We start from the raw sequence: 17,610 nt of genomic DNA on the forward strand, positions 1-17,610 counted from the left end.
CTCCAACCCCAGGAAACCTGAGGCCGGGGATGTCAACATATCTGGCGTTGACTTTTGGCACGCTGTTGAGTTCTCAAGGAACGGACGCTTCCTTCAGACCGCCTTCCAGCGGACCCTCCGGGCTTCGTTCTTTCGTGTTTCCAGCTTACCAGACGTTTTCCGCTCCGTTTACCGGGGCTTTCCACTTCCGATTTGCCGGTGTCGCCCGGCGCTTGCGCTCCGTTCGACGTTCCGAACCTTAGCCGAGCTCTGCTCCGAAAAGCGAATCGACCGCAATCCGATTAAATGAACACGCCACATTCAGGCCAGGCCGTATCTGCCCATGACAGATCCGCCCCAGCCCGAGCCGGGAAGTGTTGCTTCAAGGGATTGGCCGCCCCGGGACCGTCCGCGCCGATGCGTGTCCGGTGCTCCCAGTCGAGCGACTCGGAGACAGTACTCCTCCTCGGCGCCCGAGACAAACGCCCTGTGCCGAGGGCTGCCGGTCACTTCCCGTGGATCGAGAACCGGGGGGCGGTCCGGGCGGCGTCCGCCGAGCTGACCGTCCTACTGGAGGGCGGCGCCCGGTGGCCCGCGCCGGTTCGCCGCCTCTTCACCGCCTCACGGGCGAGCGGCGATGCAGTCGGTGTCCTGGGCGGGCAGGACGCCGTCCAGGAGGTAGCGGTCGACGGCCGCGTCGACACAGGCGTCCCGCGGCGCGAACATGCCCGCGTAGACGGTGTGGTGGAAAGCTCCGCGCAGGGTGACGAGGCGGGAGCCGGTCAGGGCCCGGTGGGCGGAGAGCTGGCCGGCGCGGGTCGCGGCCGGGTCGCCGTCGGCGCCCACCAGCAGGACGGGTACGGCGTTGCGCACCCGGGTGGGCGGTTCGGCGGGCTGCGCGGGCCAGAAGGTGCAGGGGGTGAGGTTGCGGGTGAGCGGGCCGAACAGCGGCTCGTCGGCGCGGTGGGCCTGAACGTCCCGGTAGTAGGCGAGCGGGTCGCGCGAGGCGGCGCGGTCCGCGCACATGATCGCGGTCTGCACGGCGGCGGACCCGCCCGTGTCGGGGGCCTCCAGGCCGGTGAGCACGGCCTCCAGCAGCGCGCTCGGCTCGGCGGTCCGGCCTTCGGCGGCGTCGACCAGGACGCGCACCAGATCGGCGAACTCCGTGTAGGCGGCGGTGTCGTCGCCGGCCGACACCGTCCACAGCACCTGCGGCAGGGTGCGGGCGTCGACCCGGTGGGTACCGACCATCAGCGGGGCCCGCTCGGTCTGCCGGCGCACCCGCTCCACCGCGGCCAGCACCCGGGTGGTGCTGGTGCCCAGGTGGTGGCGGTCGTCGTGGCGGGCCGTCCACTCCGCCCACGCGGTGAGCGCGGCGTCCATCGCGGGGCCCTGGGTGGCGGTCAGGTCGGGGCCGAAGCGGTCGGGGTCCAGGGCGGCGTCGAGCACCGCCCGTCCGACCCGCTCGGGGAACAGCTGCAGGTACACCTCGCCGAGGTAGCTGCCGTAGGAGGAACCGAGGTAGGCGATGGTCGGCTCGCCGAGGACGGCGCGCACCAGGTCCATGTCCCGGGCGGTTGCGCGGGTGGAGACGTGCGGCAGCGCGTCGCGGTACGGCGCGCAGCGGGCGGCCAGGTCCTCGGCGAGTGCGGCAGACCGCTCGAAGGTCGCGCGGGTGGGGCCGGCCGACCCCGGGCCGCTGGTGGGCCAGCCGCAGTCGAGCGGGGTGCTGGCGCCAACGAAGCGCGGGTCCATGGCGACGATGTCGTAGCGGGCGGCGAGGGCGGGCGCGGCCCGGCTCAGGGCGAGGCCGAGGTGCCGGGCGGGGACGCCGGGGCCGCCCGGGTTGTAGAAGAGGGCGCCCAGGCGGTGGGCGGGGTCGGTGGCGGGCAGCCGGGAGAGGGCGACGCTCAGGGTCGGGCCGTCCGGTCGGCGGTGGTCGAGCGGGACGGTGACCTCGGTGCAGCCGGCGCCGGCGTCGTCGAGCTCGGCGCCGGCGGTGTCCTGCGGGCCGGTTCGGCACGGGTGCCAGGCCGGCTGTTGGCGGCGCAGCGCGGCGAGCGGTTCGACGGCGTCGACACCGTCGCCGGTCGCCCGGGCCTGGCCGGTCACGCCGGCCGCGCCGGAGACGCGGCCGGCGTCCGCCGCGGCGGACGGCGCGGTGAGGAGGGTCAGGGCCAGCGCCGCCAGGGCGGCGGCCGGCTTGGCGGCGCGGATCACGATGGTTCCCCTCGGGTGTTCGGCAGGCCGTCGGGGCGACGCCAGGCGGCCCGGCCGACCGGGCACATCCACCGAAGGTACCGGCCGACGGCGTCGAACTGCGCCTTCCGGTCTACGACTTGAGGATCACACCCCCGGGTGCCGCGTTCGGCCCGGGGGTGTGGACGAGAAGGCGGAACCCCCGGGTGGGCGCCCGGCCGAACCACCGCGCCGACCTCCCGGTTCGCCCCTCCGGGCCGCCTACCTGAACAGACGGTCGCCGGCGGTGGCCATGCGGTGGGTCCCGCTGTGGCGGTTCACCCAGTCGCGTACGAGGTTGACGGCGTTGGCGCACTGCCAGCTGTTGTCGTACTCCCGCACGCCGGTGAAGGCGCCGTAGCCCGCGATGATGCCGTCGACCTGTGCGTCGCCCAGCAGCTTGTCGACGTACCACGGGTCGTTGTAGGTGGTCGTCCAGGAGAGGGTGGCCGCGAGCCGTCCGGCGGCCCGGTCGGCTGCTCCCTTCTTCAGTTCCGCGCAGGTGTTGTAGGTGGCCTCGGTGCAGTTGCCGAAGCCCTTGGTGATGTCGCTGTCGCCGTAGTCCATCGCCCGGCGGCCGGCCGGGAATCCGGCGCCGGACTTGGCGAAGGCGCTCTGCACCTGGTCGCGGGTGCCGGTGGTGGTGATGCCCTCCAGCGGGCCGAGCTTGCCCTCCAGGCTCTTCCAGCCGCGGCCGCCGACGTCCGGGGTGCTGCCGCCGTGGTACTCGTAGAAGCCGTAGAGCACCTGGATGCCGGCGGCCGTCAGCCGCTGGGCCTTGTCGCGCAGTCCGGCGACGCTGCAGGTGCGGTTCGGCTCCTCGCCGCAGTAGTTGGGGTCCTTGATGTCCAGCCAGACCAGCGACAGCCGGCGGCCCGCGTTGGCGTTGGAGAGGATGCGGTCGAGCATGCTGTCGAAGCCGGGGCCGAGCCGGTTCTCGCCGGCCGAGGAACAGTCGTGGTAGGCGCGCCACTCGTTCGGGTTCCACCAGGCGCAGACGTCGATCTCGATGGCGTTGGCGCCGTGGTTGATCGCGGCGTCCACACCGTCCAGGGTGTCGACCCGGTGCGCGATGGCGTAGATCGGGTGCCGCTGGTCGGCGGCGGCCGACGGGGTGGCGGCGGCCGCCGTGGTGCCGTACGCCGTGGTGCCGATGATCCCGCAGAGCGCCGCGGTGAGGGCCGGCAGCATCCGCACCTGCGCACGGCGCCGGTGGTGAGTCGTCACGAGGGTGCTCCTTCGTCGGTGCAGCAGTTGTCTGTGTTCTGACAACCGATATCACCAACTGTCCGTTGACGTACGGTAAATGGGCACTGAACGAGGATGCGCGCAAGGCCCGCACATCGGTCGGGTACGGCCGGATCCGGCAGGTGGGCATCGACGTGGTGGCGGTCGGAGCGCCCGCGGAGACCCTCCGCCGTCGAACAGACGGCCTCTTCTCCTGCCCCAGCCGCCTCACCCGGACCACCGTCCCGGTGAGCGCCCGCGGAGTCGAATCCCTGCCCGAGCCACGACCAGGTGCCCGGGGTCCGTTTCCGTCATTTCTTCGCACACGCAGCTGTCCGCTGCCACGGCGTGAAAGTCTGAAGTGGCCACCGGGTGAAGGCGCCGACGAGGGTGAGGCACCGGTATGCCCGTTCCGCCCTTCCCGCGCCCCCGTTCACCCGGAACCGCTCGATCGAATCGCTCGACCGAACGCCCGAAGGAGACGTCATGCCCGTCGTTCGCAGGTTGCTGCTCACGGCCGCGGTCCTCGCCACCACCGTGATCGTCGCCCCCGCCTCCTCCGCCCAGCCCGTCACCCTCTCGGCCTCCCACTCCGCCGCCACCAGCCCCCTCGCCCGCCAGCCCAGCTTCCACGCCTTCAGCGACACCGGCTTCTCCGGCGCGGACCGGTGGTTCTCCGGCAACGACGGGGCCTGCACCTACGTCGGCGACAACTGGAACGACCGGATCCGCTCCGCCCGCACGGAGGGCGGCGACCGGGTCGAGCTCTGGGACAACTTCGACTGCACCGGGGGGTCGATCACCATCGACGGCTCCGGCTACCGCAGCATCGGCGCCTGGGTCAGCGCCTACCGCGCCCACCTCGGCTAGCCACTCCCCCACGGCACCGAGACGGCGGCTCGTCGACCGGGACAGGAAGCGACGAGCCGTCCGGTGCTCAGCCGAGCGGGGAGAGCACCCCGTAGGCGTCGGCCGAGTACCCGGCGAGGTCGGGGTGGCGCTTGACCAGGCCCGCCACGTCGTCGAGCGCCCCGGGCTGCTCCGCCATCCGCTGCGGCACCACCAGCCGGCCGCCCTGCTCGGGCGGGACCAAGCCGCTCACCAGGGTGCGGCGGACGGTCCGCTCGTGCCGGGTGCCGCGGCCGGTGCCGCCGTACGGGTCCCGGGCCAGGGCGCTGACGCCGCCGCGGGCGGAGAGCTGGTCGAGCTCCGGGACGAGCCGCCAGACCTGCTGGGCCTGGTGGCTCTGCAGCGAGCCGGCCAGGTTCGCCTCCATTCCGTGGGCGTGGCAGAGCTCCACGAAGAACCTGATCTCCTCCAGCGAGAGGATGCCGGTCCTGGCCAGACCGTGCCGGTCGGTGTCGTGGCGGTCGAGGTCGACGAGCTCCGGGCTGCCCGCGGTGGAGACCAGGCCGATCCGGGCGACCTTCAGCAGGATGCTGGTGTCCACCATGATCGCGTCGGCCCCGGCCGCCGCGCTGGCCTCGACCATCGCGCGGATCGCCTCCCGATCGGTGCGACGGGCCGCCGTCAGGCCGTAACTGCCGTGGGCGAAAGGCTCGTTGACGGCGACGAAACCGCCGGCCGCGTCCGCGGGCAGGGCGCCGGAGGCCCTGAGCTCGGCCAGGTCCGGCCGCCGACTGCCGAACAGCGGCCCCCCGTGCGCGTCGAGCAGCGCGTCCGCGTACTCGGCGAGGTCGAACGCCCCGGGCGTGGACGGCTCGCACGGGTAGTACTCCCGCAGGCCCACCAGGGCGCGCCGCACCTGCGGCAGGGTCTTGCGGGCGTCCCACAGGTCGAGCTCCTGCGCGAACAGCACGGACATCACCCGGGTGTGCGACAGCTGCTCGGTCCGGCGCAGCGTCGACGTGATCTCGCCGAGCACGTCGGCTAGTTCGCCGACCCGCATGCCGTCCAGGCCGACCTTGACGATCCCGCAGGGATGCACCCGGGTGCCCATCGCCAGTGCGACGCCGAGGGCCGCCTGCGACGCCTTGCCGATCCGCTCGTAGGCCGACTTGGGCAGGGCGAGCCCGTTCTCCGCCCGCCGGAAGAGCAGTTGGTCCTCACCGATGTTGGTGCTCAGCTGGACGGGCAGGTCCCGCCGGGCGGCCAGCACCGCGTCCGCGATGTCCATGATCCGCCGCGGCTTGATCGTCCCGAGCGCGCTGCGCGGATCCTCGCTGTCGATGATCCGCGCGCCCCCGAGGACCGCCTCCCGCGCCTCCTGCGGATCGAAGACGCTGACCAGCAGCCGTCGATCCGCCCCGACCTCGCCGGGTATGCCGGGCATTCCGATGGTCGACACCGCTCCCCCTCCGAGAACTGACCGTCCGTTCGGGGGCCAGTCTCGACCGGCGGAAGACCGCTGCCGACCGATCGGTGACCGACTGCCACTCGAAGGAGTGAATCCGCTTGACAACCGGCCACCGTGAAGCCGTCAACGGCCGGTCGGATCAGGCGGGTTGACCCCGCTCTCCGCCCGTCGCGCGCGGGCCCTCGCACGGACGGAGATCAGTGTGATGTGAACACTTCACCACACGGCGTGATCGTGTTAGCGTCCCTCGGATGTCGAGGATTCTGGTCACCGATCTGGACGGCACCTTACTCGGCGGCACCCGGGACGACCGGCGCCGGTTGCGCGACGCCCTGGCCCGCCATCCCGAGGTGACCCTGGTCTTCGCCACCGGGCGCGGACTGGCCTCCGTCCGGGAGGTCCTCCGCGATCCGCTCGTCCCGAGGCCCCGCTGGATCATCGCCGACGTCGGCGCCACCGTCCTCGACGGCTCGGACTTCACCCCGGTGGACCCGGTCCAGGAACACCTGCGGACCGGCTGGCCGGGACCGGACCGGGTGCGCGCCGCGCTGCGCCGCTTCCCCGCGCTCGGCTACCAGCACGGCGTCGTCCAGGACGGGCGCTGCTCCTACCACCTCGCCCCCGAGCGGCTCACCGGCGAACTCACCGCGGCCGTCGAGTCGCTCGGCTGCACCTGGGTCTACTCGGCGAACCGTTTCTTCGACGTCCTTCCGGCCGGAGCCTCCAAGGGCAACGCCCTACGGGCCCTGGCCGGGAAGCTGGGCTGGAAACCCGAGGAGATCCTCGTCGCCGGCGACTCCCTCAACGACCTCTCGCTGTTCCGGGCCGGTACGCACGCGGTGGTCGTCGCCGGAGCCGAACCCGCGCTGCTCGCCGCCCTCGCCGACAGTCCGCTGCTGCACCGCCCCGGCCGGGCGGGCGCGGCCGGCATCCACGTGGCGCTCCGGGCGCTCGGCTGGCTCTCCCCCGAGACCGAGCCCGGGACCGGGACCGGGACCGGGACCGGGACCGGGACCGAGCCAGAGCCCCAGGCCGAGCCCCGGACCGAGCCCGGGTCCAGCCCCGGTCCCACCCGCTCCGCCGTCGAACGCGGCCCGGGCCGGCACTCCCTCGTGGTGGCCTACCACCGCCCGCCGCTGCACTGGAACGGCGAGGCCTGGCAGCCGCCCAGCAGCCCCAACGGCATCCTGCCCACCCTGACCAGCGCCTTCACCGACGGCCTGCCGGGCGTCTGGGTCACGGCACAGGTCGGCGACGGCCCACCCGAGGGCCCGCACGGCAACGCGTACGGCGACCGCCCGCACCCCGCCGGGCTACCGCTCTCCCCCGTACCGCTCGACACGGACACCTGGACCGGCTACTTCCACCGCGCCTGCAAGGAGACGCTGTGGCCGGTCCTGATGTCCGAGCCCGGCCGGTCGGTCTTCGACGAACGCGCCTGGGCCGACTACCGCACGGTCAACGAGCGCTTCGCCCGCCACATCGGCGCCCGGGCCGCGCCCGGCGCCACCGTCTGGCTCCACGACTACAACCTCTGGCTGGTCCCCGGCCTGCTGCGCCGCGCCCGGCCCGACCTCAGGACCGGGATCTTCCACCACACCCCCTTCCCGGCCCCGGAGGTCTTCGCCACCCTCCCGGTCGCCGCCGAACTGCGCGACTCCCTGGCGCGACTCCACTGGGCGGGCTTCCACACCGAGGACTTCGCCGAGCACTTCCGCCGGACCCTGGCCGGCCTGCCCGATCGGCCGCGCACCGGCGTCCACCCGCTCGGGGTCGACCGGCCGGCCATCGAGAGGCTCGCCGTCGAGAGACACACCCGCCTCCGCACGCCCTACCGCGATCCGGCGGCCGGCCGGGTGGTGCTCTCGGTCGAGCGTCTCGACTACGCCAAGGCGCCGATCCAGAAGGTGGAGGCCGTCGACCGGCTGCTCACCCGCCGGCCCGGACTGCGCGGCCGGCTCACCTTCCGGCTTGTCTGCCCGCCGCCCGAGCCCGGCATCACCGCCTACGACACCACCCGCCGGCAGCTCGAACAGCGCGTCGCCGAGGTCAACGCCCGCTGGCGGCAGGGCCCCTGGCAACCGGTCGACCACGTGCCGCGCGCCCTGTCCACCACCGAGGTCGTCGACGCCTACCTGACGGCGGACGTGCTCTGGGTGACCTCGCTCCAGGACGGGATGAACCTCACCGCCAAGGAGTTCATCGCCGCCCGGGCCGCCCTCCCGCACCGCGAGCCCGCGCCCGGCGTCCTGGTGCTCTCCCGCCACGCCGGCGCCGCGGCCGAACTCGGCGGGCCCGCCCTGCTCACCGACCCGCACTCCCCCGAGGACCTCGCCACCGTCCTGGCCCGCGCCCTCGACCTCACCCCCGCCGAACGCCGGGCCCGCATGGAGCGGCTCGCCGAACTCCTCGGCCGGGAGCGCCCGGCGGACTGGGCCGCCCGGATCGTCGCCGCCATCCGGGACCACCCCGCCGAGGTCGGGCCGCCGAGCACCCGGCCCATCGCCACCCCGCGCCCGCAGACCGCGGGGTGGCCCTGAGCGGGATGGCCCTGACCCGAAGCCACCCCCGGCTCGCCGGTGTCCGGACGGGCTCGACAGCCGGCGGGCCCGCCCGTCAGCGCCGCGGGCCGGACACGGCGTACAGCGTGCCGCCGATCACCAGCAGTGCCACCGCGGTCCAGGTGGACGCCGCCGTGCCAGGGGGATAGGTCATCCAACCGACCACCTTCCCCACGGTGCTGGGCGGCAGTGGCGGAACGAGGACGGCGAACGCGAGCCAGGCGGTCGGCAGCGTCCAGGCGAGGTGCGCCCCGCAGAGCACCGCCCCGAGCGCGGCAAGGCCGACCAGGCCCGCGCTGTCCCGGACGACGACCTCGGTGGGGACGAACCTCGGGCCCACCGCCTGGACCGCCAGCAGTGTCGCACCGGCGACCGCGCCGACCAGCACCGCGTGCGCCGCCCGGCGGGGCGCCCACCGGATCGCGGCCGTCCGGTCCAGTGCGGGGTCCTGACCGCCGAACCCGACGGAGCCGGCCGCCACGCCGGCGGCGAGCACGAAGAACGCGGTCGGGTCCATGGCGTCCGGCGCACCCGTGGCGCCGCCCCGGGCGAAGGCCCACACCGCCGACGCGAGGAGAATGACCGCCGCGGCGGACACGGGCACCTGACGTGAACGCGCGTACAGCATCAGCCACCTCATCGCGGCACACCCGCCGCGGGCAGCTCGCGCAGGCGCGCCGTGCAGGACAGGGCGGCCGTGCGCAGCCCGGCGATCCGCGAGCGCTGCTCGGCCGGTGCCAGCGCCTTCAGCTCCCGCCAGGCGACGTCGGCATTCGCCCAGATCCTGCGCGAGTACTCGTCGGTGGCCTTCTCCTCCATCGGCTGGAGGGCCGGGTCGCCGAGGGCCCAGCTCGCGGCGATGCTCCGGAGCGCGACGTCGTCCTGTCCTCCGCCCTCCCGGGAGGTCCGGGGGTGGCAGCTCGGTGCCAGCCCCTCGGCGACCAGCGCGCGGGTCAGGTCCCGGCCGGTCGCGTCGGCGAACAGCTGGTCGTCGAAGTCGACCAGCACCGCGTCGCCGGGGAGGGAGCGGGGATCGCCGAGCGCGCGCAGCGCGGTGTCCTGCCGCACCGAGGTCGGCGCCCTGTCGCCCAGGACGTCGTGCAACACGCCCAGTGCCTCCCGGCCGCGCGGCGCGAGCTCGGCCAGGTGCGACCGGCTCGCCTCGGTCACGCACACCGGCCCGTCGCAGACCGGAGCCGCGGCGGCCCCGTCGACGACGTAGGTGTCACGTGCGGCGGCCGGCAGGACCAGCAGGGCCACGGCCGCGCCGGCCAGGGCGGGGGTCACCGCGAGCAGCCGGGCCCGGCGGGTGACGGCGGCCAGCAGCGCGAGGCCGGTGGCGAGCAGCCCGAGCAGCCAGATCGTCTGGCCGAGGTGCACGGAGCCGGACAGGGTCAGCAGCATCTGGCGCGGGTCCCCGGTCACCGGGGACAGCAGGCCCAACCGGTTCGGCCCCCTGGTCGACGGCACCTCCCCTTCGATCCGCACCCGCAGCATGCCCGTCACCGCGAGGCAGGCCACGACCAGGGCCGGCGGGGTGAGGACGAAGGGCAGCGTCCGTGCGACGCCCATGCCGAACACGGCGGCCGCGACGAGTCCCAGGACCGCCACCAGGGAGATCGGCAGCCAGCCGAGACCCGTGTAGGTGGTCGGGCCGAGGGCCACCTGTACTCCGCCGGCGAGGCTGAGGAGGCCGAAGCCCGCCGCCAGCGCGATCGCGATCGCTCCGGCCGGCACCGCCGCGCGGCGCCAGGTCGGCAGCGGCGTGGTCGCCAGTAGTTCGGTCATCCGCGAGCGGGGTTCACGCAGCCCGTACACCGCTCCCATGCCGACCACGAGCGGCAGCCAGAAGGCCAGCAGGGAACGGGTCCACAGAGCCATGGTGGTCCACTGGGCCGTCCACCCCGCGGTGCCCTTCCACCAGATTCCGTCGATCAGGAAGAAGATCGCCAGGCTGCCGCCCAGGACGACGGCGCCGGCCCACGGGGCGGCCGAGCGCTTGAATTCGGTGCGCAGCACACGTCCGTTCACCAGGCGCTCCCCTGCTGTCCGGAGTCGCGGAGCAGTGCCGAGTAGCCGCGCTCCAGGGGGCTGTCGCCCGGGTGCTCGGTGCCGCCCGCGGCGGCCAGCTCGTCCGGCGTGCCCTGGAAGACGAGGCGGCCGGCGGCGAAGAGCACCACGTCGGAGCAGGCGGCCGCGACGTCCTCGACCAGATGGGTGGAGACGACCACGCAGGTGTCGCGGCCCAGTTCGTTCAGCAACTCGCGGAAGCGCAGCCGCTGTGCCGGGTCGAGGCCGGCCGTCGGCTCGTCCAGCAGCAGCACCGTCGGGGAGTTGACGATGGCCTGGGCGATGCCGGCCCGCCGCACCATGCCGCCGGAGAGGGTCTTCATCCGGTGGTCGGCGCGGTCCGCCAGGCCCACCCGTTCCACGGCACGCTGGACGGCTTCGGGGATGTCCTTCTTCGGGACCTCCTTCAACCAGGCCATGTACTCGACGAACTCGCGCACCGTGAAGCGCTTGTAGTAGCCGAAGTCCTGCGGCAGGTAACCGATGCGGCGGCGCAGGGCCCGGTGGTCGCCCGTCCTGTCGAGGGAGGTGCCGAGCATCTCCAGTTCGCCCTCGGTGGGGCGCAGCACCGTGGCCAGTGTCCGGATCAGGGTGGTCTTCCCCGCTCCGTTGGGCCCCAGGAGGCCGTGGGCGCCGAGGCCCAGGGAGAGGTCGAGCCCGTCGACGGCCATCCTGCTCCGTCCGACGCGCACCCTCAGGCCGCTGGCCCGGATCTCCCAGGCGTAGGTCTTCGGCGCGGTGTCGGCCGCGCTCGTCACGGGTGTCATGCGGTGGTCCCTTTCGGTGGTGGACACGGGTTGCACAGCGGGTTTCACAGCGGGTTTCACAGCGTCGAGTAGGCGTTCCTGCGGGCGATCACGGCGCCGGTGCCGAGTGCGAGGAGCAGCCCCCACACCGGCAGCCGGTCCGGCTGCAGGGCGAGTCGCAGCACGTCGGGGACCCGGCCGGTGACCGACGTGGGTACCAGGACGACGACGCCCCACGCGGCCGCCAGCCCGACGGCGGCGCGGGTCACCCCGACCACGCTGCCCAGCGCCAGAGCCGTGGAGGTGAAGGCCAGGGAGGGCAGCAGCCACTGCGCGGCCGTCGTGGTCCCGGTCAGCCATCCGCCCAGCAGGAGCACGGGCAGGACCAGCACGAGGACCGAGGTGGTGCGCCTGAGCAGCAGGGGCAGACCGGCCCTGGCGGTGGAAGCGGTCAGTTCGTGTGCCGGGTCCAGGCCGCTCGACCACGACACGGCGACACCGCACAGCGGCAGCACCGGCGCGATCAGCGCCACCGGTGAGGTGCCGCCGAAGACCTCCGGCGGCGCGGCCGCGTCCAGCAGCAGCGCCATCAGGGTGACCACGGCCGTCATGGCCAGCCACGGGGCCATGACCGGCGTCAGCCAGGAGGACACCCAGCTCGGGCGGCGCCACCGCGCGGGCGCCGTGACGGCGGCGTCCAACTGCGGTGCCAGACCGGCGCGGACGGTGTCCACCAGCGCGGCGATGTCGGGCGCCCCGGTGGCCACCGCGGCAGCCAGGCGGCTCCGGCAGGGCGCGCACGCCTCCAGGTGGGCCTCCAGTGCCCAGACCGTGTCCGCCGCGATCGTCGCGTCGCCGCGCGCGTAGTCGTCGATCAACCGCCCGGAGGCGTGTTCCCCGCTCATGCGCCCACCTCGCTCCGCTCGACAGGCGCTTCGCGCAACGCGCACCTCTCGACGACTCGCTCGCTTCGCTCACTCATGCGCCCACCTCGCTCCGCCCCGGCGGGCGCTTCGCGCAACGCGCACCTCTCGACGACTCGCTCGCTTCGCTCACTCATGCGCCCACCTCGCTCCGCCCCGGCGGGCGCTCCGCACGGCGCACACCTCTCGACGACCCGCTTTCTCCGCTTGCTCACGCCAGCGCCTCCCGCATCGCGATCCGGGCCCTGCGGGCACGGGTCTTGACCGTGCCTTCGGGCAGTCTGAGCAGGACGGCGGTCTCCCGGACGGAGAGCCCGTCGAGCACCGTGGCCTGCAGTACCTCTCGGAGTTCCGGCGCCAGCCGTCGCAGGGCGTCGCCGACGTCGCCGCCGACGGACCCGGCGAGCGCCTCCTCCTCCGCGGCGGGCACCACCGCCCGCTCGGCGGCTGCGACCGGCGGTTCGGCGTGGTGGGCACGGCGCCGGAACGCGTCGACGAGGCGGCGTGCCGCGATCGTCCAGAGCCACCCGACGGCCGTCCCGCCGACCGCGCTCCCGGCGAACGCGCCGGCCGCGCGCCACACCGCGAGGTAGGTCTCCTGCATGACCTCGGCGACGATCTGCTCGTCCGCGCAGCGGCGGCGCAGCCGCACCGCCAGCCACGGCGACGTACGCCTGTACAGCTCGTCGAACGCCCCGCGGTCCCCCTTGGCCACCAGCCGGAGGAGCCGTTCCTCGTCCATGTCGTCCAGTGCTCTCCTGCGTGATCTCACACCAGCCAGACGCGGGATCCGGCACCCGGGTTCTCCGTCCGGCGTGACCTGCGTCACGTGCCGCGGCCCGGCCTTCGGGTCCGTTCCGGCCGCTGCGACCGAGGTCAGCGCGTCGGGCGCCCGGTGGCTGCGGAGGTCGGGGACCCGGCGCGGGCCCTGTCCGTCGGCTCCGCGGCCGTGTCCGGTGGCCGTTCGATCCACTCGCCGGGGTCCGCGCGGCACGTCGCTTCGCCGCCGGGACGGCGTGCTTCCCCACCCGGTCGTCTCCGGCTGATCAGCCGGTCAGTGAGCGGGCGGAACCGGCGCCGGCGCCACCGGTAAGGTGGTGGATCGTGGCCAGTCGTAAAACGTCGATCATGGAAGCAGCGGCGCGGGTGATCGCGCGGCGCGGGGTGCGTGGGCTTCGGGTGGAGGAGCTCGCGGCCGAGGCGGGGGTGTCCACCGCGCTGATCTACTACCACTTCAAGGACCGCACGGGGATCCTCCGGCAGACGCTGGAGTTCATCAACGACCGGGCGGAGCGGTACACGACCGAACGCGCCGAGGACGCCCCGCCGCTGACGCCCCGCGAGGAGCTGGAGCAGACCCTGCTGCTGGAGCTCCAGGACACCACCGAGGTGCGGGAGAACAGCACCGCCTGGGGCGAGCTGCGGGCGAGCGCCGTGTTCGACGAGACGCTGCGCGAGGACCTGGCGCGGGCCACCCGGATCTGGGTGCAGGAGATCGCGGAGCTGCTCGGCACCGTGCGGCCGATGTCCTCGGCGGTCGCGCTGGCCGGTGCGGCGGAGCGGCTGACGGCGCTGCTGGAGGGGCTGAGCACGCGCTGGCTCAGCGGGAGCCTGCCGCTGGCGCACGCCCGCACCCTGCTGACCGAGGCGATCGACGTCGAGGTGGCCCGGCTCGGGTCCTGAGCCGTACGGACCGCGCAGGGGTCGTCACTCTGCGCGGGAAACCCGTCAAGGATGCGTCATGGCACGCCCATGAGTTTGACTGAACTTTCAGTCAGTGCGAGCCTGAAGCCGCGGGCAGGGCGCTGCCGCCGACCCGGTCCCGTGGTGCGCCGCCGCGTTTCGGCGCGAAGAGTGGGACTCGGCGGCCCTCGGCGCCCTTCCCGGCACCGTCGCACGATCTGGAGATCCTCATGACCCACCACCTCGACGACCGCTCCACCGGGCCGTACCCCTGGGTGCCGGCGGACGACGTCCCGCACGCCCGGACCTGGATGTCCTGGCCCTCCCGCCGGGGTGTGTGGGGACTGCGCCTGGGCGGCGTGCAGGAGGACATCGCGCTGATCGCCCGCACGATCGCCGAGTTCGAGCCGGTGGTGATGTGCGCCCCCGACGACTGGACCGCCGGCAAGGCGCAGTCCCGGTGCGGTTCCGGGGTGGAGGTGATCACCGCCATCCCCACCGACGACCTGTGGATGCGCGACACCGCGCCGGTGTTCCGCCGGGACGGGTACGGCGGCCTGGACGCCGTGATCCTCAACTTCAACGGCTGGGGCAACAAGCAGGTGCACCACGACGACGCCCTGGTCGCCGAACGCCTCGCCGCCCGCCGCGGCCTGCGCCACACCTACGCGGACTTCGTCGGCGAGGGCGGCGCGATCGAGACCGACGGCGACGGCACGGTGATGGCCACCGAGAGCAGCCTGGTCAACAAGAACCGCAACCGCGGCATGAGCCGGGACGAGATCGAGGAGGCCGTCCTGGAGGCGTACGGCGCGGACACCATGATCTGGCTGCCGGGCGTCAGGGGCCAGGACATCACCGACGACCACGTGGACGTCACCTCCCGGTTCGTCCGCCCCGGCGTGGTGATGGTGCAGCTGCCGCCCGCCGACCGGAACGACTCCTGGGCGCGGGACGCCCGCGAGCAGTTCGCGATCCTCTCCACCGCCACCGACGCCCGGGGCCGCCGGCTGCAGGTCCTCCCGGTGCACGGCCCGGACACCGTCCGCTCCCGCAGCTCCAAGTTCGTCGACTCCTACCTCAACTTCGTCCTCGTCAACGGGGGCGTCATCACCGCCCAGTTCGGCGACGCGTACAAGGACGCCGCCGCCAGGGAGGCGCTCGCCGCGGCCTTTCCCGGCCGCGAGGTGGTGCAACTCGACGTCGACCGCCTGATGGCCGGCGGCGGCGGCATCCACTGCTCGACCATGCACGAACCACTGCCGTAGCCACCGGGCCGCCCAGCAGCCGTACCGCACACCTCGTCCACCGCACCGACCACCACAGCCGGAGTGCCCGTATGTCCCCTGCCCTGTCCCGCCGTACCCTGATGCGCCGCCTCGCCGGTGTCGGCGCCCTCACCCTCGGCCTCACCGCCTGCGACCCCACCGGCATCGAGGACGGCGCCACCCTGCCGCCCCCGCAGCCCGGCGGCACCCCCGGCGTGCGCCGCTTCGGCGCCGAGTGGGAGAAGCACCTGCGCACCGTGATGTCCTGGCCGGCCTCCGAGAACATCTGGGGCGAGCAGCTCCCGGACGTCCGCCGGGACGTGGCCGGTCTGGCCCAGGCCATCTCGGCACGCGAACCGGTCGTGCTGATGGCCCGCCCCGAGCAGCAGGACGCCGCCCGCAAGGCCTGCGGCTCGGCCGTCGAGGTGGTACCGATCGCCGTCGACGACCTGTGGGCCCGGGACACCCTGCCGGTGTTCGTCGAGGAGGGCGGCACGGTCAAGGGCGTCGACTTCAACTTCAACGGCTGGGGCGGCAAGCAGCAGCGCGGCAACGACGCCAAGGTCGCCCGGACGGTGCTCGCCAAGTACGGCGTGGAGCGGGTCGAGACCCGGCTGGTCGCCGAGGGCGGCTCCTTCGAGACCGACGGCGAGGGCACCCTGATGGTGACCGAGAGCTCCGTGGTCAACGACAACCGCAACCCCGGCATGACCCGGGACCAGATCGAGGCCGAGCTGAAGCGGCTCCTCGGCGTGACCAAGGTGATCTGGCTGGCGGGCGTCAGGGGCAAGGACATCACCGACGCCCACGTCGACTGCCTGACCCGCTTCGCCGCCCCGGGTGTGGTCCTGCTCGACCAGGCCTTCCCCGGCACCCCGCCGGACGTCTGGTCCCGCTCGGCCGACCAGGCCCGCGCCGTCTTCAAGGACGCCGTCGACGCGGCGGGCCGCAAGCTGCAGGTGGTGGAACTCCAGCAGCCGGACCCGGACAAGATCACCGGGCGCGGCGACGCCTTCGTCTCCTCGTACATGAACTTCTACATCGGCACCAAGGGCGTCTACCTGCCGAAGTTCGGCGACGCCAGGGCCGACGACCGGGCGCAGCAGATCCTGAAGCAGTACTTCCCGGGCCGGGAGATCGTGCCGGTCAAGATCGACGCGATCGCGGCCGGCGGCGGTGGCATCCACTGCGCCACCCACGACATCCCCGCCCTGGGCTGAACGGGCGCCGGGCCGGCTCCCCGGGGAGACCCGCAGGGGCCGGCCCGGCGCTCGGGGCCGGGTCCGGTCGGCGGGCCGGACCCGGCCCCACCGCCTCACACCGCGGGCTGCTGCTGGGTGACGCAGTGGATCCCGCCGCCGCCCGCACCCAGGTTGTCGATGTCGAGCTGCTCGACGGTGCGGCCGGGGAACAGTCGGGCGAGGGCCGCCCTGGCGGCGGCGTCGGCCCCGGTGTCGCCGAACTGCGCCGCGATCACGGCGTTGTTGCACAGGTAGTAGTTGGCGTAGGAGCCGACGAAGTTCGGGTCGGTGGAGCGGATGAGGTTGTAGTCGGGCCCCTGGATCCGGCTGACCGCGAACGGGGTCCCCTGGGCGCTGGTGGCGGAGGTGAGGATCCGGTACTGCTGCCGGGCGTCGTTCGACCAGGCGTCGGTGTCGCTCGCGAGCGGCATCTGGACGGCGGCCGTCCCCGCGCCGAGGAAGCGGGAGGTGGCGTCCACGTGGTCGTCGGTGATGTCGCGGCCGGCGACCCCGTTGAACCAGATCACCTCGGTGGCGCCGTAGGCGGCGCACATCGCGCTCTCGGCCGCCGCCTGGGACATGCCGGGGTTGCGGTTGGCGTTGAGGATGCTGCTCCGGGTGGCCATCAGCGTCCCGGCGGCGTCGGTCTCGATGGCGCCGCCCTCGGCCACCAGCCCGGCGGCCGTGAACGGCAGGCCGAGGTAGGCGGCGACGCGCCGGGCGACCAGGGCGTCGTTGCCGTGCGGGTTCTGGTGGTTGCCCCAGCCGTTGAAGTTGAGGCCGATCGTGTCCAGGCCGCCCGCGCCGTCGGTACGGAAGACCGGGCCGGTGTCGCGCATCCAGCAGTCGTCGACCGGGACGTCCCCGATGACGGTGACGGCCGAGCCGCACATCGACCGGGCCTTGGCGACACTGGCCGGGTTGGCGCACAGGGTGACCGGCTCGTACTTCGCGATGGTCCTGGCGATGAGGGCGATGTTCGACTGGACGCCGCCGAGCCTGCCGCGCCAGATGGTGCTGCTGTCCGGCCAGGCCATCCAGGTGCGGGTGTGCCGGGCGGTGTCCAGCGGCACCCGGAAGCCCGCGGCACCTGCCTCGCCGGTAGCGGTGCCGCGGTTCGCCGCCAGGGCCCGCCCGCCGGTCGTGGCGGTCAGCGCGGTGCCGGCGGCGGCGATCCCAGCGGCCGTCAGGAACCGACGGCGGCCCAGCGTTCCCTCGGCCGTCGTCCCGGATCTGGAGCGGTCGTCCATCACTGCCTCCATGTCAACGTCCGCTGCTCGTGCAGCAGTTGACCGAAAAGGTAAAACTGACCAAGCGCTCGGTCAATACTTTGCGCAGCCATCGTTCCCGATGCGGC

The 17,610-nt window shown here is 73.6% G+C and carries 14 protein-coding genes; 5 read left to right on the plus strand and 9 right to left on the minus strand.

The features are described from left to right. Positions 1-600: 600 nt before the first annotated feature. Together ACGF13_RS38880 and ACGF13_RS38885 are read right to left on the minus strand one after the other, a co-directional pair. Entirely contained in the window at positions 601-2,199 is a 1,599-nt protein-coding gene (locus ACGF13_RS38880) for an alpha/beta hydrolase (RefSeq protein ID WP_392884257.1), read from the minus strand. 240 nt (positions 2,200-2,439) lie between these two features. Then, a complete protein-coding gene (locus ACGF13_RS38885) occupies positions 2,440-3,444 on the minus strand; it encodes a phospholipase (RefSeq protein ID WP_392884258.1) in 1,005 nt (334 codons plus the stop codon). A 486-nt stretch (positions 3,445-3,930) separates the two neighbouring features. On the opposite strand from ACGF13_RS38885, the gene ACGF13_RS38890 reads away from it, so the two are divergent. After that, positions 3,931-4,314, plus strand: a complete 384-nt coding sequence (locus ACGF13_RS38890) for a peptidase inhibitor family I36 protein (protein WP_392884260.1) — start codon at positions 3,931-3,933, stop codon at positions 4,312-4,314. 67 nt (positions 4,315-4,381) lie between these two features. Here ACGF13_RS38890 and ACGF13_RS38895 read toward each other — a convergent pair whose 3' ends face one another. After that, positions 4,382-5,752 (minus strand): (5-formylfuran-3-yl)methyl phosphate synthase, encoded by a 1,371-nt coding sequence (locus tag ACGF13_RS38895; protein ID WP_392884261.1) that lies wholly within the window; start codon positions 5,750-5,752, stop codon positions 4,382-4,384. 260 nt (positions 5,753-6,012) lie between these two features. Here ACGF13_RS38895 and ACGF13_RS38900 point away from each other — a divergent pair, with 260 nt between their 5' ends. Then, positions 6,013-8,301 carry an HAD-IIB family hydrolase gene (locus ACGF13_RS38900; protein ID WP_392884263.1) on the plus strand — a complete coding sequence of 763 codons (2,289 nt, stop codon included), beginning with the start codon at positions 6,013-6,015 and terminating at the stop codon, positions 8,299-8,301. Between the two features lie 76 nt (positions 8,302-8,377). On the opposite strand, the gene ACGF13_RS38905 is transcribed toward ACGF13_RS38900, so the two are convergent. The 5 genes from ACGF13_RS38905 to ACGF13_RS38925 form a co-directional block, all read right to left on the minus strand. After that, positions 8,378-8,962, minus strand: coding sequence for a hypothetical protein (locus ACGF13_RS38905; protein WP_392884264.1), 585 nt, complete (start codon positions 8,960-8,962; stop codon positions 8,378-8,380). Beyond that, a complete protein-coding gene (locus ACGF13_RS38910) occupies positions 8,959-10,353 on the minus strand; it encodes a hypothetical protein (RefSeq protein ID WP_392884265.1) in 1,395 nt (464 codons plus the stop codon). Before ACGF13_RS38910 ends, ACGF13_RS38905 begins: the two co-directional genes overlap by 4 nt. Beyond that, entirely contained in the window at positions 10,350-11,159 is an 810-nt protein-coding gene (locus ACGF13_RS38915) for an ATP-binding cassette domain-containing protein (protein ID WP_392884266.1), read from the minus strand. Before ACGF13_RS38915 ends, ACGF13_RS38910 begins: the two co-directional genes overlap by 4 nt. A gap of 56 nt (positions 11,160-11,215) precedes the next feature. Beyond that, complete coding sequence (locus ACGF13_RS38920) at positions 11,216-12,043, minus strand: zf-HC2 domain-containing protein (protein ID WP_392884268.1); 828 nt, start codon at positions 12,041-12,043, stop codon at positions 11,216-11,218. Positions 12,044-12,272: 229 nt separating this feature from the next. Further along, positions 12,273-12,803 (minus strand): RNA polymerase sigma factor, encoded by a 531-nt coding sequence (locus tag ACGF13_RS38925; protein ID WP_392884269.1) that lies wholly within the window; start codon positions 12,801-12,803, stop codon positions 12,273-12,275. Between the two features lie 386 nt (positions 12,804-13,189). On the opposite strand from ACGF13_RS38925, the gene ACGF13_RS38930 reads away from it, so the two are divergent. The 3 genes from ACGF13_RS38930 to ACGF13_RS38940 all read left to right on the plus strand — a co-directional run bounded on the left by ACGF13_RS38930 (position 13,190) and on the right by ACGF13_RS38940 (position 16,232). Then, positions 13,190-13,744 carry a TetR/AcrR family transcriptional regulator gene (locus ACGF13_RS38930; RefSeq protein ID WP_392884270.1) on the plus strand — a complete coding sequence of 185 codons (555 nt, stop codon included), beginning with the start codon at positions 13,190-13,192 and terminating at the stop codon, positions 13,742-13,744. Between the two features lie 230 nt (positions 13,745-13,974). After that, positions 13,975-15,012, plus strand: coding sequence for an agmatine/peptidylarginine deiminase (locus ACGF13_RS38935; protein ID WP_392884272.1), 1,038 nt, complete (start codon positions 13,975-13,977; stop codon positions 15,010-15,012). Positions 15,013-15,083: 71 nt separating this feature from the next. Then, complete coding sequence (locus tag ACGF13_RS38940) at positions 15,084-16,232, plus strand: agmatine/peptidylarginine deiminase (protein WP_392884273.1); 1,149 nt, start codon at positions 15,084-15,086, stop codon at positions 16,230-16,232. Positions 16,233-16,327: 95 nt separating this feature from the next. Here ACGF13_RS38940 and ACGF13_RS38945 read toward each other — a convergent pair whose 3' ends face one another. After that, a complete protein-coding gene (locus ACGF13_RS38945) occupies positions 16,328-17,503 on the minus strand; it encodes an agmatine/peptidylarginine deiminase (RefSeq protein ID WP_392884275.1) in 1,176 nt (391 codons plus the stop codon). Between the last annotated feature and the right edge of the window lie 107 nt (positions 17,504-17,610).

The organism is Kitasatospora sp. NPDC048286 (genome assembly GCF_043201735.1).
Lineage (GTDB): Bacteria > Actinomycetota > Actinomycetes > Streptomycetales > Streptomycetaceae > Kitasatospora.

Coding starts and splice junctions, on each gene's coding strand:
- ACGF13_RS38890 (WP_392884260.1), top strand. CDS start 3,931: ATGCCCGTCGTTCGCAGGTTGCTGCTCACGGCCGCGGTCCTCGCCACC.
- ACGF13_RS38900 (WP_392884263.1), top strand. CDS start 6,013: ATGTCGAGGATTCTGGTCACCGATCTGGACGGCACCTTACTCGGCGGC.
- ACGF13_RS38905 (WP_392884264.1), bottom strand. CDS start 8,962: ATGAGGTGGCTGATGCTGTACGCGCGTTCACGTCAGGTGCCCGTGTCC.
- ACGF13_RS38915 (WP_392884266.1), bottom strand. CDS start 11,159: ATGACACCCGTGACGAGCGCGGCCGACACCGCGCCGAAGACCTACGCC.
- ACGF13_RS38920 (WP_392884268.1), bottom strand. CDS start 12,043: ATGAGCGGGGAACACGCCTCCGGGCGGTTGATCGACGACTACGCGCGC.
- ACGF13_RS38925 (WP_392884269.1), bottom strand. CDS start 12,803: ATGGACGAGGAACGGCTCCTCCGGCTGGTGGCCAAGGGGGACCGCGGG.
- ACGF13_RS38930 (WP_392884270.1), top strand. CDS start 13,190: ATGGAAGCAGCGGCGCGGGTGATCGCGCGGCGCGGGGTGCGTGGGCTT.
- ACGF13_RS38935 (WP_392884272.1), top strand. CDS start 13,975: ATGACCCACCACCTCGACGACCGCTCCACCGGGCCGTACCCCTGGGTG.
- ACGF13_RS38940 (WP_392884273.1), top strand. CDS start 15,084: ATGTCCCCTGCCCTGTCCCGCCGTACCCTGATGCGCCGCCTCGCCGGT.
- ACGF13_RS38945 (WP_392884275.1), bottom strand. CDS start 17,503: ATGGACGACCGCTCCAGATCCGGGACGACGGCCGAGGGAACGCTGGGC.